16 protein-coding genes are annotated in these 15,474 nt (G+C 60.3%); 4 read left to right on the top strand and 12 right to left on the bottom strand.

All coding sequences use genetic code 11. The features are described from left to right. Nucleotides 1-4: 4 nt before the first annotated feature. From ABOK31_RS23255 to ABOK31_RS23235, 5 genes are all read right to left on the bottom strand, one after another. Nucleotides 5-148: a hypothetical protein gene (locus ABOK31_RS23255; protein WP_349961118.1), complete on the bottom strand. Its 144-nt coding sequence runs from the start codon at nt 146-148 to the stop codon at nt 5-7. Nucleotides 149-266: 118 nt separating this feature from the next. Continuing rightward, nucleotides 267-683 carry an organic hydroperoxide resistance protein gene (locus ABOK31_RS23250; RefSeq protein ID WP_095437034.1) on the bottom strand — a complete coding sequence of 139 codons (417 nt, stop codon included), beginning with the start codon at nt 681-683 and terminating at the stop codon, nt 267-269. A gap of 187 nt (nt 684-870) precedes the next feature. Then, nucleotides 871-2,193: a HAMP domain-containing sensor histidine kinase gene (locus ABOK31_RS23245; RefSeq protein WP_349961116.1), complete on the bottom strand. Its 1,323-nt coding sequence runs from the start codon at nt 2,191-2,193 to the stop codon at nt 871-873. Next, on the bottom strand, nt 2,190-2,930 hold the full coding sequence (locus ABOK31_RS23240) for a response regulator (RefSeq protein WP_349961114.1): 741 nt from the start codon (nt 2,928-2,930) through the stop codon (nt 2,190-2,192). Before ABOK31_RS23240 ends, ABOK31_RS23245 begins: the two co-directional genes overlap by 4 nt. A 112-nt stretch (nt 2,931-3,042) precedes the next feature. Further along, nucleotides 3,043-4,095: an alpha/beta hydrolase gene (locus tag ABOK31_RS23235; protein ID WP_349961112.1), complete on the bottom strand. Its 1,053-nt coding sequence runs from the start codon at nt 4,093-4,095 to the stop codon at nt 3,043-3,045. A 359-nt stretch (nt 4,096-4,454) separates the two neighbouring features. Here ABOK31_RS23235 and ABOK31_RS23230 point away from each other — a divergent pair, with 359 nt between their 5' ends. After that, nucleotides 4,455-6,227, top strand: coding sequence for a cytochrome c biogenesis protein DipZ (locus tag ABOK31_RS23230; protein ID WP_349961110.1), 1,773 nt, complete (start codon nt 4,455-4,457; stop codon nt 6,225-6,227). 50 nt (nt 6,228-6,277) lie between these two features. Next, nucleotides 6,278-7,036: an alpha/beta hydrolase gene (locus ABOK31_RS23225; protein ID WP_349961108.1), complete on the top strand. Its 759-nt coding sequence runs from the start codon at nt 6,278-6,280 to the stop codon at nt 7,034-7,036. A 51-nt stretch (nt 7,037-7,087) separates the two neighbouring features. Here the strand turns inward: ABOK31_RS23225 and ABOK31_RS23220 are convergent, their stop codons facing one another. Continuing rightward, nucleotides 7,088-7,705 carry a class I SAM-dependent methyltransferase gene (locus tag ABOK31_RS23220; RefSeq protein ID WP_349961106.1) on the bottom strand — a complete coding sequence of 206 codons (618 nt, stop codon included), beginning with the start codon at nt 7,703-7,705 and terminating at the stop codon, nt 7,088-7,090. Nucleotides 7,706-8,156: 451 nt separating this feature from the next. Between ABOK31_RS23220 and ABOK31_RS23215 the strand changes: the two genes are divergently transcribed. Continuing rightward, entirely contained in the window at nt 8,157-8,651 is a 495-nt protein-coding gene (locus tag ABOK31_RS23215; protein ID WP_174181962.1) for a cytochrome b/b6 domain-containing protein, read from the top strand. Nucleotides 8,652-8,671: 20 nt separating this feature from the next. Here ABOK31_RS23215 and solA read toward each other — a convergent pair whose 3' ends face one another. From solA to ABOK31_RS23185, 6 genes are all read right to left on the bottom strand, one after another. Continuing rightward, nucleotides 8,672-9,820, bottom strand: a complete 1,149-nt coding sequence (gene solA, locus ABOK31_RS23210) for an N-methyl-L-tryptophan oxidase (protein WP_349961104.1) — start codon at nt 9,818-9,820, stop codon at nt 8,672-8,674. A 1-nt stretch (nt 9,821) separates the two neighbouring features. Continuing rightward, entirely contained in the window at nt 9,822-11,327 is a 1,506-nt protein-coding gene (hutH, locus tag ABOK31_RS23205; RefSeq protein ID WP_349961102.1) for a histidine ammonia-lyase, read from the bottom strand. Then, nucleotides 11,324-12,100: an ATP-binding cassette domain-containing protein gene (locus tag ABOK31_RS23200; protein WP_174181956.1), complete on the bottom strand. Its 777-nt coding sequence runs from the start codon at nt 12,098-12,100 to the stop codon at nt 11,324-11,326. The genes hutH and ABOK31_RS23200 overlap by 4 nt, the downstream gene beginning before the upstream one ends. Before the next feature lie 22 nt (nt 12,101-12,122). Beyond that, entirely contained in the window at nt 12,123-12,827 is a 705-nt protein-coding gene (locus tag ABOK31_RS23195; RefSeq protein ID WP_174181954.1) for an ABC transporter permease subunit, read from the bottom strand. A 10-nt stretch (nt 12,828-12,837) separates the two neighbouring features. Further along, a complete protein-coding gene (locus ABOK31_RS23190) occupies nt 12,838-13,563 on the bottom strand; it encodes an ABC transporter permease subunit (RefSeq protein WP_174181952.1) in 726 nt (241 codons plus the stop codon). Between the two features lie 101 nt (nt 13,564-13,664). Then, nucleotides 13,665-14,504 carry a transporter substrate-binding domain-containing protein gene (locus ABOK31_RS23185; RefSeq protein ID WP_174181950.1) on the bottom strand — a complete coding sequence of 280 codons (840 nt, stop codon included), beginning with the start codon at nt 14,502-14,504 and terminating at the stop codon, nt 13,665-13,667. Between the two features lie 193 nt (nt 14,505-14,697). On the opposite strand from ABOK31_RS23185, the gene hutC reads away from it, so the two are divergent. Then, nucleotides 14,698-15,453: a histidine utilization repressor gene (gene hutC, locus ABOK31_RS23180; protein ID WP_349961099.1), complete on the top strand. Its 756-nt coding sequence runs from the start codon at nt 14,698-14,700 to the stop codon at nt 15,451-15,453. Nucleotides 15,454-15,474 lie beyond the last annotated feature (21 nt).

Genomic DNA, 15,474 nt, shown 5'->3' with positions numbered 1-15,474 from the left:
GTGGTTAACGCAGGGCTCCATTCGAGCCCGATCCGCCCCATAAAACGGCGATGCTCGCAAGCGCCGAAGGCTCCTTGGAAGCGGGGTCGTAGACGCATGGAACGGCGAAAATCGCAGCTCCCGCAAGGAGAAGAATGATAGCCTTCATGTGATCCTCCATGCGCAAGGCATGATCTGCCTTGCCTGAAATCCGATGCGATAAAAATTAACGATTCTGCGCGCCGCGCCTTCCGGAGCGGCACGCAATATCGGCGCTTGCGTGATTCTCAGGCGAGCTTCAGCTCGACATTGATGTTGCCCCGAGTCGCCTTCGAATAAGGGCACGTCTGATGGGCTTCCTCGACCAGCGTGCGGGCGAGCTCCGGCTCGATGCCGGGCATGCTGATGGTGAGGCGCGCCTGCAGGAAGTAGGCGCCTTCCGTGGTGCCGAGGTCCACTTCCGCATCAACGGCGAGATCGGCCGGAAGCTTGACCTTGCGCTTGCCCGCGGCAAGGCCCATGGCGCCGATGAAGCAGGCCGACCAGCCGGCTGCAAAGAGCTGCTCGGGATTGGTGCCGGCATGGGCACTGCCCGGAGGCGACAGCTTGACGTCAAGCTGATTGTCATCGCTGCGCGCGAAACCGTCGCGGCCGCCGATGGTGTGGGTCTTGCCAGTGTAGAGAACCTTGTCGATCTTGGTCATGGAACACTCCTTTGTTGCGTTGCCCGCTCTCTCATGTCGTGAGGGCAACGTCTGTTGACGGAGTTGTTTTTGATGGATCGACGTATCCGGCATGTTTCCGGAAAAGCCGGAAGTGTCACAAAACGTAGGCCCTAACAGGCCGGATACAATGGCTTACAAATCGCCCGAAAATCTTTTGAAGAGCTTATTAGGAAATAACGACCTCGGCCGCCAGACCACCGCCTGCGCGGTTATAGAGCCGGACGGAGCCGCCGAGCGTCTGGGCGAGCTGCTGGGCAATCGCCAGCCCAAGCCCGGTGCCGCCGGTGTTGCGGTTGCGCGATTGCTCCAGCCGGAAGAAGGGCTGCATGGCCGCCTCGATCTGGTCTTGCGGGATGCCAGGTCCACGGTCCAGCACCGTTATGGTGATCTCACCCGTATCCCTGCGCTCCACGGCGATTTCCGCCGCGCCTGCAAATTTCAGGGCATTGTCGATGAAGTTGGTGAGGATGCGGCGAAGCGCATGCGGCTTCGTTGTCGCCGTGCCCTGGATGAGGCCGAGGATTTCGACGGATTTGCCAGTGTCCTGATAGTCGTAGCTGATGCTTTCGATGAAGGAGGCAAGGTCGATGCGCGCGCTCTTCTCGCCGTTGCCATGGGCGCTGCGTGCATAGGCGATCCCATCCTGCACCAGACGCTCGATCTCGCCGAGATCCTGCAGCAATTTGGTCTTCTCGGGAGAATCATCGGCAATATCGGCGCGCAGGCGCATGCGGGTGATCGGCGTCTGCAGATCGTGCGAGATGGCTGCGAGAATCTGCACGCGCTCTTCAAGATAATGCGCGATCCGGTCGCGCATGGCGTTGAAGGCCTTGGCCGTATGCGCCACCTCGCTTGGCCCCCGATCGCTCAATGCCGGCCCTTTCTTGTTCGGGTCGAGCGCATCGGCAGCTGCGGCAAACTCGGCAAGCGGCCGGATCGCCTGTCGGACGGCAAACCAGGTGCAAAGCACGATCACCAGCATCTGCACGACGAAGACATAAGGCAGCCATGCCGCGATCGGCATGATGCCCTTCGGCGTGACATCGATCGTCAGCGGACTGCCGTCACTGAGATTGAGATGCGCCTGCAGGCGCATGACCGGGCCTGGTATCGATTCCATTGTGATCGGAAAGCGATGACCGACGGCGTCATCAATCTTGGAGGCGATTTCTCCGCCACGGACCGAGGTATCGGGCACTCCAGGCAGGCCGTTGCCCAGTTCGAAATTGTAATTGCCGCGACTGAGCCAATCGACAAAATTTGCCCGCTCATCCGCCGGCAGACGATCAAGGACTGCGATCGAGGTCGCGACATCACTCTCCAAAGTGCCGAGCATGACGGCCTTCGCCGACATGTAACGCTCCAGATAGAGCACGCTGAAGGACAGGCCGTAGGCGATCGCAAGCCCGGCAAGCAGAATCAAAAAAATGCGCGAACGCAGGGTGCTGGGCCACCAGAGACCGCGCACCGACAGGCCAGCCATGCTCATGAGCGAAGCTCCGCAATTTCCACCGGCACGGAGAAGACATAGCCTTCGCTGCGCACCGTCTTGATGTACATCGGCTCACGCGCATCATCCCCCAGGCGCTGGCGAAGACGGCTAACGAGCAGGTCGATGGAGCGATCGAAGAGATCCGCATCGCGGCCCTGCGTCAGGTTCAGCAATTGATCGCGATTGAGCACCCGCTGAGGATGATCGATGAAGACGCGCAGCAGGCGATATTCCGCGCCGCTGAGCGTGATCTCCGTTCCATCCTTGTCGAGCAGATGGCGGCCGACCGTATCCAGCTGCCAATCACCGAAGACCAGCATCTGGCCGGCTTCACTGATCTGCAGGTTCGGCGGCAGCATGCGGGTGCGGCGCAGAACCGCCTTGATGCGGGCAAGCAGCTCGCGCGCGGCGAAGGGCTTTGCCAGATAGTCGTCCGCTCCCATTTCCAGGCCGAGAATGCGGTCCATTTCATCGTCGCGCGCCGTGAGCATCAGGACGGGCGTCGCCTTGTGCTTTCCGGCGCGAAGTTCGCGACACAGCACCAGACCGTCGTCACCCGGCATCATCACGTCGAGCACGATCAGATCGACCGAATTGGCCTCGAGGAAACTGCGCATCTGCCGGCCGTCGGCAGCCGTCGTCGCCCGCAAGCCATTCTTCTTCAGATAGCTCGACACCAGTTCGCGGATTTCCCGATCGTCATCGACGATCAGGATATGGTCGACATGGTCCATTTCGATTTCCCACTCATCATCGTAAGCATCAAGCTACGAATATTCATCCTTACGGCGCCAATGGCTAAGGGAGCCAGCTTACGCCGGCACCCTTCCGAACACTACCGTCGAACTAGAACCGATCAACATCTATCACAGCCTGGGCGAAAGCCTGGGGTGCCTCCTGAGGCAGATTGTGTCCGATGCCGCCGGTGATGGTGCGATGCTCATACTTGCCCGAAAACTTGCCGCGATAGGCCGAAGGTTCCGGATGGGGCGCGCCGTTGGCGTCGCCTTCCATGGTGATGGTCGGGATCGAAATCACCGGTCCGGCGGCGAGCTTCTTTTCATAGGCATCGAACTTTGCCTCGCCTTCGACGAGACCAAGCCGCCAGCGGTAATTGTGGATGACGATATCGACGTGATCGGGATTGTCGAATGCGGCAGCCGAGCGATCGTAGGTCGCGTCATCGAAAGCCCATTGCGGCGAGGCGGTGTGCCAGATCAGCTTTGCGAAATCGTGACGGTTTTCCTCGTAGCCGAGGCGGCCACGCTCCGTGGCGAAATAGAACTGGTACCACCATGCGAGCTCGGCCTTCGGCGGCAGCGGCTTGCGATTGATTTCCTGGCTGCCGATGAGATAGCCGCTGACCGAGACCAGCGCCTTGCAGCGTTCCGGCCAGAGTGCCGCCATGATATCGGCTGTGCGACCACCCCAATCGTAGCCGGCAATGACAGCCTTTTCGATCTTCAGCGCATCGAGAAGGTCGATCATATCAGCGGCAAGCGCTGCCTGCTGACCGTTGCGCGGTGTTTCCTTCGAAAGGAAGGTGGTGGTGCCATAGCCGCGAAGATAGGGAATGATGACCCGGTAGCCGGCACCGGCCAAAAGCGGTGCGACATCGACGAAGCTATAGATGTCGTAAGGCCAGCCATGCAGCAGCAGGACGACCGGACCATTGGCCGGACCGGCTTCCGCGTAGCCGACATTGAGCACGCCCGCCTTGATCTGCTTCAGTGCCTCGAAGGACGTATGGCTGCCGGCCTTGACGGCGGGCAGGGTCGATGCGGAAGCCTTGGCTTCCTGCGCGCCGGCGATGGCAGGCAGGCCGAATTCGGCGGCGGCAACGGCGATGGCAGCCATGCCGAAGAAGCGGCGGCGGTTGTGATTGATTTCCTCGGACATCTGTCTCTCCTGTGCATTGGATCGTGGGCTTGAGAAAGCCAGCCGCATGTATCGCCGATGTGTCGCAGACGGCCGGCTTTTGAATATCTGTGTAGCTTCAGGCCGCACAGATACAGTCTGATACAATCCAGTCCCTTTTCTCCGACCGCGTCGGCAAGCAGCTGAGCCACCTGCAAAATCGCGCCCAAATCGGCCAGTTTGTATCGCAATGTATCGAAGCCGGGAGCGTCGACGTTTCGGTACATTCCCGCATCCAACCAGACACATTCGAGATACGTCGCCAACTGCAGATAGCGTCATTGCTGAGCACGGCACGTCGCCGTTGGCAGCTGGTTAATCGCTTCTAAAGGAACAAGACGATGACGCTTCTCATCATTGCCTATCTCGGCGGCGCGCTGACGATCTTAAGTCCGTGCATCCTGCCCATCCTCCCCTTCGTCTTTGCCCGCGCCGGACAGCCCTTCGTCAGGAGTACGCTGCCCATGCTTGCAGGCATGGCGCTCACCTTCGCTATCGTTGCGACGCTGGCTGCGGTCGGCGGTGCTTGGGCGATCCGCGCCAATGAATATGGCCGCCTCGCGGCAATCGTCCTGCTCGGGCTCTTCGGCCTGAGCCTGATTTCACCGCGCATAGCGTCAGCGCTTTCGCGGCCAGCCGTCGATCTCGGCAACAATCTCCTGAACGCCGCCGGTGCTCAGCGCGCGGCTGCAAGCGTCAAAAGCTCCTTCGTGCTCGGCATTGCGACCGGCCTGCTCTGGGCACCCTGCGCCGGCCCGATCTTGGGTCTCGTCCTGACCGGTGCTGCCTTAAAGGGTGCCAATCTGCAGACGACATTCCTGCTGCTTGCCTATGGTGCCGGTGCCGCGACCTCGCTTGCCGTTGCGTTACTTGCCGGCGGCAGGATCTTTGCCCGCATGAAGCAGTCCCTCGGCGTCAGCGAGCGCATCCGGAAAGTTGCGGGAGCGGCCGTTCTGGCCGGCGTTGCAGCCATCGCTCTTGGGCTCGATACCGGCCTGCTGGCTCGCCTCTCCTATGCAAGCACCGGCTCCTTCGAACAGGCCTTGCTGGAGAAGCTGCACTCCAAGGCATCAGCTCCCGAAACCGAGGTTGCCAGCAACGGCGCCATGAAGGTCGCGACAGATGCGGCTCGCCCGTTCCACAGCGATCTTCCCATCGAAGGTGCTGCCCCTTCCCTCAATGGCGCAGTCACCTGGCTGAACTCGCAGCCGCTGACGACGGCCGAGCTTCGCGGCAAGGTCGTGCTTGTCGACTTCTGGACCTATTCCTGCATCAACTGCATCCGCACCATTCCCTATGTTCGTGCCTGGGCGGAAAAATATAAGGATCAGGGTCTCGTCGTGATCGGCGTCCACGCTCCGGAGTTCGCCTTCGAGAAGAATGTCGATAACGTCAAGAAGGCGGTCACTGACTTCAAGATCGGCTATCCCGTCGCGATCGACAACGACTACCGCATCTGGCGCGCCTTCGAGAACAACTACTGGCCTGCCCATTATCTGATCGATACCAAGGGGCAGGTGCGCTACCAGCATTTCGGTGAAGGCAATTATCGCCAGACCGAACAGGCAATCCAGGATCTCCTGCGTGAAGCCGGCAGCGACATGGCTCAAAGCGGCCCGGTCGTTCCCGATGCGAAGGGTGCGGAAGCAAGCCCCGACCTTGGCCATATCCGCTCAGGCGAAACCTATGTCGGCTATAGCCAGGCCACAGGTTTCGTCTCCCCGGAAGGCGTGAAGGCCGACACCGCCGCCGACTATTCCGTTGCCAATCCCGGCCTCAACCAATGGGGTCTGGCAGGCACCTGGACGGTCGGCCCGGAACAGGCATCGCTCGGCAAGGCAGGCGGCGGCATCACTTACCGCTTCAGCGCCCGCGACCTGCATCTCGTCCTCGGCCCCGCGACCGATGGCAAGCCGATCCGCTTCCGGGTTACCGTGGACGGAAAGGCGCCTGGCGCCGATCACGGCTCCGATATCGACGCCGACGGCAATGGCACCGTGACCGCCACCAAGCTCTATCAGCTCGTCCGTCAGTCGGGTGACGTCACCGCCCGCAACTTCCAGATCCGCTTTCTCGATCCCGGGGTCCAGGCCTACGCCTTCACCTTCGGCTGAAATGCCCTCTTCACCTCAAGCATGAACCACAATTGACAGGAGCTACACCCATGAAGACCCGTTTCCTCTCCATCGCCGCCCTTGGCCTTGCCGCAAGCACTTTTGCCTTTGCCGCGCAGGCGGCCGAGGTCAAGAACATCGTCATCGTTCACGGCGCCCTTGCCGATGGTTCGGGATGGCGCAAGACGGCCGATATCCTCGAAAAGGACGGCTTCAACGTCACGGTCGTGCAGGAACCGATCACCTCGCTCGCGGACGATGTCGCAGCCACCAATCGCGTGCTCGATCTTCAGAAGGGGCCGAGCCTGCTCGTCGGCCACAGCTATGGCGGCATGGTCATCAGCGAAGCCGGCAATCGCCCGGATGTTGCCGGTCTCGTCTATGTCGCTGCGTTTCAGCCGGACAAGGGCGAAAGCCTGATCAGCCTCGCAAGCTCGAAGCCGGCAGGCAGCATGAACATCCGCGAAACCAAGGACGGCCAATATCTCTATATCGACCCGGCAACCTTCGCGGCTGACTTTGCCGCCGATCTGCCGAAGGACGAAGCCGCTTTCCTGGCAAAATCGCAGGTCTTTGCATCAAAGGCCGCCTTTACCTCCAAGGTCGGCGACCCGGCCTGGTGGGCGAAGAAGAGCTGGGCCGTCGTGGCGACGAATGACCGCTCGATCAATCCCGAGCTTGAGCGAGACATGGCAAAGCGTGCCGGCAGCGATGTGACCGAAATCAAGGCAAGCCACGCCGTCTTCGCCTCGCAGCCGGAAAAGGTTGCCGCGGTGATCGAGAAGGCGGCCAAGGATGCCGGCAAGTAACGACAAGTCGGCGGCGGTCTCAAGAATGTGGCCGCCGCCGAACTCTGCATCTCAAACGGGATCGTAGCGGCTGACTTCGATGCCGGAGCCGACGGGCAGCAGAACGGATGTGATGCCCGGCTTGGCGCGAACAGCCTCGCCATAGCGCTTCACATCGTCATTGCCGGGCATGAACATATTGTCGGCAACGATAATCGCACTGGCATTGAGCTTGGGATAGAAAGCCTCCAGGCACGGAATATAAAGATCCTTCCACAGGTCGACGAGAACGAAATCGACGCCGGTGGGAAGCGCCTTGATCATCTCGACGGCATCGCCGATCTGGAAGTCGATATGCTCCGACAGACCCGCCTTCTCGGCCATCTCCCTGGCAAATTCGGTCTTGTAGGCATGCAGCTCCATGGAAATGAGCTTTCCCCCGCTTGCGCGCGCAGCCTCGGCCAGCCAGATGCCGGAATAGCCGAAGGATGTGCCAAGTTCGAGAATGGTGGGCGCCTTCAGGCTTTTCGCCAGAATGTTGATGAAGCGACCCGTCTCGGGTCCAAGGGCCCTCAGCCGGCGATCCTGGCCACCGTCGCGTCCGCCCGGCGGCATTTCCCTGGGTTTGCTGTGCTCTTCGCGAATAAGTGCATGATAGGCTTCAAGAACGGCTTCGATCTTCTGATCCATAACAAACTCCTCATTGAGTCAGTCGTTCGCCAGCGCGCGATTGCGCCGGCTGCTTCATCAAGCACGATGGCGATAGCCTGACCGGCATTGTGATCGATCATCTCGATATAGTTCGCAATATATGACGGAGCGCCTGTCTGAAATTTAATCTTTCTATCGTAATCCGCCGGGCGCATTTTTATCCCTGATCAGATCGGTGAAGGCTCCAATCCTCCAGTACCGGAATCAAACGACCTGCCGCGATATGATCGGACAACGAGCGAGCGGACTGCCGGAACGATCGGTATCGCGACCATATCCGTCAGCCCCGCGCCGTCCTGAGCTGATAGGAGCGCCCCGGAGAACCCTCATAAGGTTGTCCAGGATATGCTTCCAAATGCCAGCGGCGGCATTCAGGTTCTCGTTAGAATCATGCTCTACCTTTAGAACAATTCCAATTTAAGGAGATCCGATGCCTGCCAGATCGACCTACTCTGCTCCGCAACGCATTCTTCACTGGCTCATGGCCATCCTCATCTTTTTCAATCTCCTGTTTCCCGACGGTATGAACGCATGGCGGCGTCTTGTGCGTCATGGCCAGACGCCAACGCCGGCCGATATTGCCAGCGCCAATATCCATGCCTATGCCGGTATCGCGATTCTGCTGCTGGCTATCCTGCGCCTTGGCTTGAGATTGGTGTCCGATGTCCCAGCGCTGCCAGACGGTCAGCCCGCGTTTCTGCACTACATCGCAAGCATCACGCATTTCCTGCTCTATGCGCTGATCTTCGCAATGCCCCTATCGGGAATAGCAGCCTACTATCTCGGTATCGATACCGCCGCCTTCGTCCATGGCGGTCCGATCAAGACGCTGCTTTGGATCGTCGTCGTACTTCACATATTTGGAGCGCTTGTTCAGCACTTCTATTTCAAATCGGATGTCCTGCGACGGATGACGATCGGCTAGACCATCTGCGAAATTGGCGGCTAAGCCGATTGGCCGCCAAAATGCTTCTCAAAGGAGAAGAGGGCCGTCGGCAGTGCGCTGCCGTCTTGAAGCGCCAGGTCGGCGAGGATCTCGCCGACGACGCTCGTAAACTTGAAGCCATGGCCGGAACAAGCCGACGAGACCACCACATTCGGCTGCCCAGGCAGCCTATCGATGAGAAAATCTTCACTCGGCAGCATAGTGTAACGGCAGGTCGTCGCCCGCACGCGGAACGACGCTGCCTCCGGCAAGCGCTTGCGGGCAAAGCTGTCGAGCAGATCGGTATCGGCATCATTGACCGGTGGATTGGGCAAGACGGGATCGATCGGCTCCCTGAAATGAGCATGGCGGCCGATTTTCACGCCATCGACGCCGATCGCCGGAAAGCCGAAATACGACCCTTCGGCGCCTTCATCCCGCAGGAAGCAGGGCATGCGCTGCGGCTCGGCGACAAAACCGTCCTTTGGCTGATACCAGGCAACCACCTGTCGGATCGGCTGGGCATGTGCCTTTAACTGCGGCACCAACTCGGCAATCCATGCGCCGGTTGCGACGATCACCTTGCGGGCACGATATCGCCCGGTCGAAGAAACGACCGTCACGCCGCTATCATCAGGGTCGATCGCCACAACGCGCTCGCCGAAATGCAGGACCGCACCATCTTCCGCCGCAAGCTTGAGATAGCCCATGATTGCGGCCTCAGGGCGCACATAGCCACCCTGCGGATCGAGCAGGCCAACCTCGCCCTCCTCAAGCGCGAAAGCCGGGAAGCGGCGTTTCATGGCGTCACAGTCGAGGATCTCGTGCGGCAATCCATGCATGTCGCAGGAAGCGCGCGTGCCGCTGACGATCTTGCTGTCCGGCGCCCCGATCTGCAGGACGCCTGTCACCGTCAAAATCTCGGCACGCAGTCTCTCCTCCAGCGAACGCCAATTGTGATAGGCCCGTTTCAGCAAGGGAACATAGGACGGATCTTCGAAATAGCCGAGGCGGATCAGGCGGCTGTCGCCATGCGAAGAGCTGAGGGAATGAGCTGGAAAATGCGCCTCGATCCCGATTGCCTTTGCGCCACGCGCGGCGGCGAAAGACAGGGCAGCACTTCCCATCGCGCCGAGACCGATGACGGCAACGTCGAATTCCGCGGACAATTTAGGCTCCAGTTTCTTGTTCGGCAGGAGGCACGGTCTGGGCAATCAGATCCCGCAGCGCCTCCATGTCGGCATTCAGCGGACGATCGTCGCCATAGAGAGGAACACGCGAGCGGACAACGGCGTGGAGGCGATCTGTGCCCGGCGCTCGCGTCCCCTGCGAGGCAAGGAAGTCATGAGCCTGCGCGGCTGCCATCAATTCGATCGCGAGGATATATTCGGCATTGTCGAGGATCGCGAGCAGCTTGTTGGCGGCAGCCGTGGGATGGGCGAGGAAATCCTCCTGAAGGCCGGAGGTCAGGCCACCATCGAGCGATGCGGGCGCAGCCAAACGCCTGTTGTCATTGCTGAGGGCCGCAGCCGTATATTGCGCGATCATGAAACCGGAGTGGCTGCCGGCATCGCTCGCAAGGAACGGCGGCAGGCCGCTCACCAAAGGATTAACGAGACGATCCATCCGCCGCTCACTCATCGCCGATATCTGCGCGATCGCGATCGCAAGACTGTCAGCCGCCTGACCGAGGGCCGGCGCAACGGCATGGGCTTCGGAGGAAACGATCGGCCGCTCCGGCGTACCAGAAACCGCCGGATTGTCCGTCACGGAAGCCAGTTCCTGATCGACGATGCGGGCAGTTTGCTCAAAGACGTCCCAGGCCGTACCATGGGCATGCGGCACCGATCTCAGGCTCAGCGCATCCTGCGTCCGCCGCCCCAATGCGGCAGCGACGAGACCGCTGCCATTCAGGCGGCTGCGCAGCCTGCGCCCAACCTTGGCGATACCAGCCGATGGGCGCAGCGCCAATACGTTTTCATCGAAGGCCGTGATCTGGCAACCCGCCGCCTCGAGCGTCAGCGCTGCAATCGCGTCGGCCCAATCAAGCAGATGTTCCGCGCGGGAGACTGCGAGCGCCGACAATCCCGTGGCGCAGGCCGTGCCGTTAACGAGGCTCAAGCCCTCCTTGGCGCCAAGCACCAAGGGGGTCAAGCCGATTGCAGCCAGCGCTTCGGCGCCGCTCATAGAGTTGCCCTTCACGGCAGCCCTGCCCTCGCCGATCAGCACGAGGGCGGTATGGGCATTGTGCGTGAGATAACCGGCAGAGCCTTTGGAAGGGACTTCCGGAATGCAGTCGTGCTCGAGAAACGCAACCAAATGCCTGACGATTTCTGGCCGCACGCCGGAATGGCCATGGGCGAAATTGGCGATCTGTGCCGATATGATCGAGCGGACCTCGCGGGCCGGCAATAAGGGACCGACGCCGCAGGCATGGCTGAGGATGATGTTGCGCGATAGCCGGCTCTGGGAATCACGGTCGACCACCGTATCGGAGAGGGCACCGACGCCAGTATTGACACCATAGGCACGCACGCCCGTCTCGACAATGCGCTCGACGATGCGGGCTGCCTTGGCAACGCGTTCCCAGGCAGCATCGGAAAGAGAGAGCGGCTCGCCGGCGCCGACGCGCGCGACGTCACACCAAGACAATGGCTTGTCGATGCTGACGGTCATTGTCCGTTTCCGAAATGGCCAATGAACTGGCGGAAGGCGGGCGACGCGCCACCACCAAACATTTCGTCCGGCGTGCCGGTGCTTTCGACGAGGCCCTCTTTCATGAAGACGACGCGGTTGGAGACGTTGCGGGCAAAGCTCATTTCATGGGTCACGACAAGCATCGTCGTTCCCTCTTCGGCAAGCGAACGCATAACGCGCAGCACTTCGCCGACGAGTTCCGGATCGAGCGCCGAAGTCGGCTCGTCGAACAGCATAAGCTTGGGCTTCATGGCAAGCGCGCGGGCAATCGCTGCACGCTGCTGCTGGCCGCCGGAAAGATGGGCGGGATAGGCATGGCGCTTGTCGGCAATGCCGACCTTCTCCAAGAGCGCTTCAGCCTCGGCGATGCATTCCGCGCGGGGACGCTTCAGGACATGAACCGGACCTTCGATGATATTCTGCAGAATGGTCATATGGGACCAGAGATTGAAGCTCTGGAAGACCATGCCGAGCTCGGAGCGGATATGATCCACCTGCTTATGGCTCGCCGGGTAGCTTTTGCCATTCTTGTGGATCATGCGTATCTGCTCGCCATCCACCCAGATCTCGCCATCGGTGGCGATTTCGAGGAGGTTGATGCAACGAAGGAAGGTCGATTTGCCCGAGCCGGAAGCGCCGAGCAGCGAAATCACGTCGCCATCCTGAGCATCGAGGGAAATGCCGCGCAAGACTTCATGAGTGCCGAAGCTTTTGCGGATGTTGCGGACGGAAAGTCGGGTGACACCTGGCATGATTTGCCTGCTCCAGTAAGCTTTAAGCCTTCAACGCCGGCGGGATCGCGCGGCGATGGCGGGACAGAGAATATTCCAGCAGAGCCATGGCCTGCAGAATGACGAAATTCAGCACAAGGTAGATGATCGCGGCACAGATGAAGACTTCCATTGTGCGATAGGTCTGCGAGATCAGACGCTGAGCAACGCCCGTGACCTCCCAGACCGTGACGAGGCTTGCGAGCGCCGTCGACTTCATCATCAGCACGATCTCGGTCGAATAGGCCGGAAGCGCATGACGGAAAGCAATCGGCGCGATGATGCGGCGCACGAGCAGGAAGCGCGACATGCCGATAGAGCGGGCCGCTTCGATCTCCTTCGGCGAAACGGCACGGATGCCGCCGCGGAAGATCTCCGCCGAGTAGCCGGCGGTGCAGAGCGCCAGCGACAAGATTGCGCAGACGACCGGCTCGCGCAGGAAGGGCCAGAGGAAGGAGTAGCGGATGATGGAGAACTGCGCCAAGCCGTAGAAGACCAGGAACATCTGGATCAGCAGCGGCGAGCCGCGAAACACGAAAATATAGCCCTTGGCAAAGCCCGACAGGATCGGATTGCCGCTGACGCGCATCGCGACGATGACAAGCGCCAGAATGCCGCCGCAGAGGATCGACAGGAAAAACAGCAGCAATGTCATCGGCACTGCCTTCAGCAGCGTGACCATCGTGCTCGAAAGAAAATCGAAATCCATGTCTTCCTCCTCAAGCCTGGCCGATCGTCGCAGCCGGCATGCTGCGATTGGCGCGACGTTCGGCCTTGTTGAAGATGCGATCCGACAGGCTGGTCAGGACAAGATAGAGAATGCCGCCGGCGATGAAGAAGAGAAAATACTGGCGTGTGGAGCCGGCAGCCACCTGGCTGGTGCGCATAAGCTCGGCAAGGCCGGTCACCGAAATCAAAGCCGAGTCCTTGAGGCTGAGCTGCCAGACATTGCCGAGGCCGGGAATGGCGTAGCGTACCACCTGCGGAATGATGATACGGCGCAGGCGCAAGCCACGATGCATGCCGATTGCAGACGCAGCCTCAAGCTCGCCCTTGGAAATGGCGAGATAGGCACCGCGGAAAACCTCTGCCTGATACGCGCCGGAAATGATGCCAACGGCGAGAGCACCCGCGGCAAAGGATGGCAGGCCGAGAAAGCCCTCATAACCGAGCCACTTGCCGATCGATGTCACCGCCGACGAACCGCCAAAATAGATGAGATAGATGATCAGGAGCTCGGGAACGCCACGAAAGACTGTCGTGTAGATATTGCCGAGCGTTTTCAGCACCAGGCTTCCGGAAAGCTTGGCGAAAGCGATGATCGCGCCCAATACGGCCCCGATGGCCAAAGCCGTCGCCGTGACGGCGAGCGTCATCAAGGTGGCAACGAGCAGCAGCGCGCCCCACCCGTTCGAGCCGAAGCCCAGCAATTGCAAGCTTGCCATAGATCCAATCCCTGTCTGTGGCAGTTTCAGGCGTCAGGATATCATGCGGTCCCCGGCCGCAAAGCCGGAGACCGAAAATAGCGGCCCGCAGGCCGCACCGATCATTCCGGGCTGACGTCGACCTTGAACCACTTCATCGACAGGGTCTTGATGGTGCCATCAGCGAGAGCCGACTTGATCGCCTCGTTGAACTTGTCGCGCAGGTCGGTATCTGCCTTGCGGATGCCGAGACCTTCGCCTTCGCCCCAGATGGAGCCGGCGATTTCCGGGCCAGTGAAAGCAAGCGAGTCGTTCGCGCTGGCGAAGGCGTTTGCGAAGTAGACCGCATCGTCGAAGCCGAGGTCGATACGGCCGTTCTGCAAATCGAGATCGCGGTCAGCACCGGTCTTGTATTCGCGGATCGTGGCGATCGAGCCAAAATTGTCATAGACAAACTTTGCATAGACGGTTGCGGCCTGGATGCCGATCGTCTTGCCCTTGAAGGCTTCCTTCAGCACGTCGATTTCCTTGACGCCGGTCTGGCCGGGGGTCATCTTGATCGTGGTGCCGGTGCCTGCAGCATTGGCGAGCGGGCTATCCTTGGCGGTCGCAAAAGCAGCCGGGGTGGCAGCGTAGGGAATGGTGAAGCCGATGACCTGCTTGCGCTCGTCGGTGATCGACAGCGCGTCCATGATCACATCGAACTTGCCGGCGTTCAGCGCCGGGATCATGCCGTCCCAGTCGGAAGCCACGAGCTTGCAGTCGATCTTGGCGCGTTCGCACAGGACCTTGGCAAGCTCCGGCTCGAAGCCGCCGAGCGTACCGTCGGCGTTCGTCATGTTCCACGGGGCGTAGGCACCTTCCAGGGTGATCGTCGCCGTCTTCCAGTCCTTGGCAACAGCCGGAGCCGCAAAAGCGGCGGCAGCCATGACGCCTGACAAGAGAATTGCACTGAATTTCATCGTGTAGAGCTCCTCTGAGGTTGAAACAGGCCTTGCAGCACTTCCTACCGATCTTCGCCGGCTTGCCCGCTGTCCCAATTAAATTTTAGGGTTGATTGCGAGGTTGTATAGGGTACCATATGTGATAATTTATGATATGCAAGTGGGAAAGTTGTTTTCGAGGCAGATTCACTCGGTGCAAAGGGAATGGGCAATGAAGCGGTCCGGCGAGATGAAACGCGAACTGGCGGAAAATGATGCCGCCCCTCTTTATGCCGGCGTCAAGCAGATGATACTCGACCGCATTCATAGTGGCGAGTGGCCGCCCAAATATCGCGTTCCCTCCGAAAACGAATTGGTTGTCGAACTTGGCGTCAGCAAGATGACGGCCAATCGCGCACTGCGAGAACTGGCCAATGAAGGCGAGCTCGTTCGTATTCAGGGGGTCGGCTCCTTTGTCGCCGAGCGCAAGGGGGCATCGGCCTTGTTCGAGGTCCGAAACATCGCCGAGGAAATCGCCGAACGCGGCCATTCCCATCAGGCAAGCGTCATCGTGCTGGCCCGGGAAGCCGCATCGCCGGATGTCGCCGACGCATTGGAACTCGACATCGGATCACCGGTTTTTCACTCGCTGATCGTGCATAGCGAGAACGGCGTGCCGGTACAGATCGAGGACCGGCATGTCCATCCAGAGGCTGCACCCGACTATCTGCAGCAGGATTTCACCGACATGACGCCGAACGCCTATCTTTCAGCCGTCGCCCCCTTAAGCGGCTCGGAACATGTCGTCGAAGCCGTCATGCCGCAGGCTTGGGAATGCAAGCTGCTGACGATCTTGAAGACCGAACCCTGCCTGACGATCTGGAGGCGCACATGGTCGGCGCGCGGTATCGTCTCTACGGCGCGACTGGTTTATCCAGGGCATCGCTATCGGCTGGAGAGCCAAAGCGGCAAACCATCTGACCGATAGTTGTATATGGAACATAGGAGC

The sequence above is a fragment of the Rhizobium sp. ZPR4 genome (assembly GCF_040215725.1).
Lineage (GTDB): Bacteria > Pseudomonadota > Alphaproteobacteria > Rhizobiales > Rhizobiaceae > Rhizobium > Rhizobium rhizogenes_D.
This window is presented reverse-complemented; position numbering and strand designations above follow the sequence as displayed.

Bases quoted from the DNA above. Each gene is read 5' to 3' on its own strand.
- ABOK31_RS23255 (WP_349961118.1), bottom strand. From the start codon at position 148: ATGAAGGCTATCATTCTTCTCCTTGCGGGAGCTGCGATTTTCGCCGTT.
- ABOK31_RS23250 (WP_095437034.1), bottom strand. From the start codon at position 683: ATGACCAAGATCGACAAGGTTCTCTACACTGGCAAGACCCACACCATC.
- ABOK31_RS23245 (WP_349961116.1), bottom strand. From the start codon at position 2,193: ATGAGCATGGCTGGCCTGTCGGTGCGCGGTCTCTGGTGGCCCAGCACC.
- ABOK31_RS23240 (WP_349961114.1), bottom strand. From the start codon at position 2,930: ATGGACCATGTCGACCATATCCTGATCGTCGATGACGATCGGGAAATC.
- ABOK31_RS23235 (WP_349961112.1), bottom strand. From the start codon at position 4,095: ATGTCCGAGGAAATCAATCACAACCGCCGCCGCTTCTTCGGCATGGCT.
- ABOK31_RS23230 (WP_349961110.1), top strand. From the start codon at position 4,455: ATGACGCTTCTCATCATTGCCTATCTCGGCGGCGCGCTGACGATCTTA.
- ABOK31_RS23225 (WP_349961108.1), top strand. From the start codon at position 6,278: ATGAAGACCCGTTTCCTCTCCATCGCCGCCCTTGGCCTTGCCGCAAGC.
- ABOK31_RS23220 (WP_349961106.1), bottom strand. From the start codon at position 7,705: ATGGATCAGAAGATCGAAGCCGTTCTTGAAGCCTATCATGCACTTATT.
- ABOK31_RS23215 (WP_174181962.1), top strand. From the start codon at position 8,157: ATGCCTGCCAGATCGACCTACTCTGCTCCGCAACGCATTCTTCACTGG.
- hutH (WP_349961102.1), bottom strand. From the start codon at position 11,327: ATGACCGTCAGCATCGACAAGCCATTGTCTTGGTGTGACGTCGCGCGC.
- ABOK31_RS23200 (WP_174181956.1), bottom strand. From the start codon at position 12,100: ATGCCAGGTGTCACCCGACTTTCCGTCCGCAACATCCGCAAAAGCTTC.
- ABOK31_RS23195 (WP_174181954.1), bottom strand. From the start codon at position 12,827: ATGGATTTCGATTTTCTTTCGAGCACGATGGTCACGCTGCTGAAGGCA.
- ABOK31_RS23190 (WP_174181952.1), bottom strand. From the start codon at position 13,563: ATGGCAAGCTTGCAATTGCTGGGCTTCGGCTCGAACGGGTGGGGCGCG.
- ABOK31_RS23185 (WP_174181950.1), bottom strand. From the start codon at position 14,504: ATGAAATTCAGTGCAATTCTCTTGTCAGGCGTCATGGCTGCCGCCGCT.
- hutC (WP_349961099.1), top strand. From the start codon at position 14,698: ATGAAGCGGTCCGGCGAGATGAAACGCGAACTGGCGGAAAATGATGCC.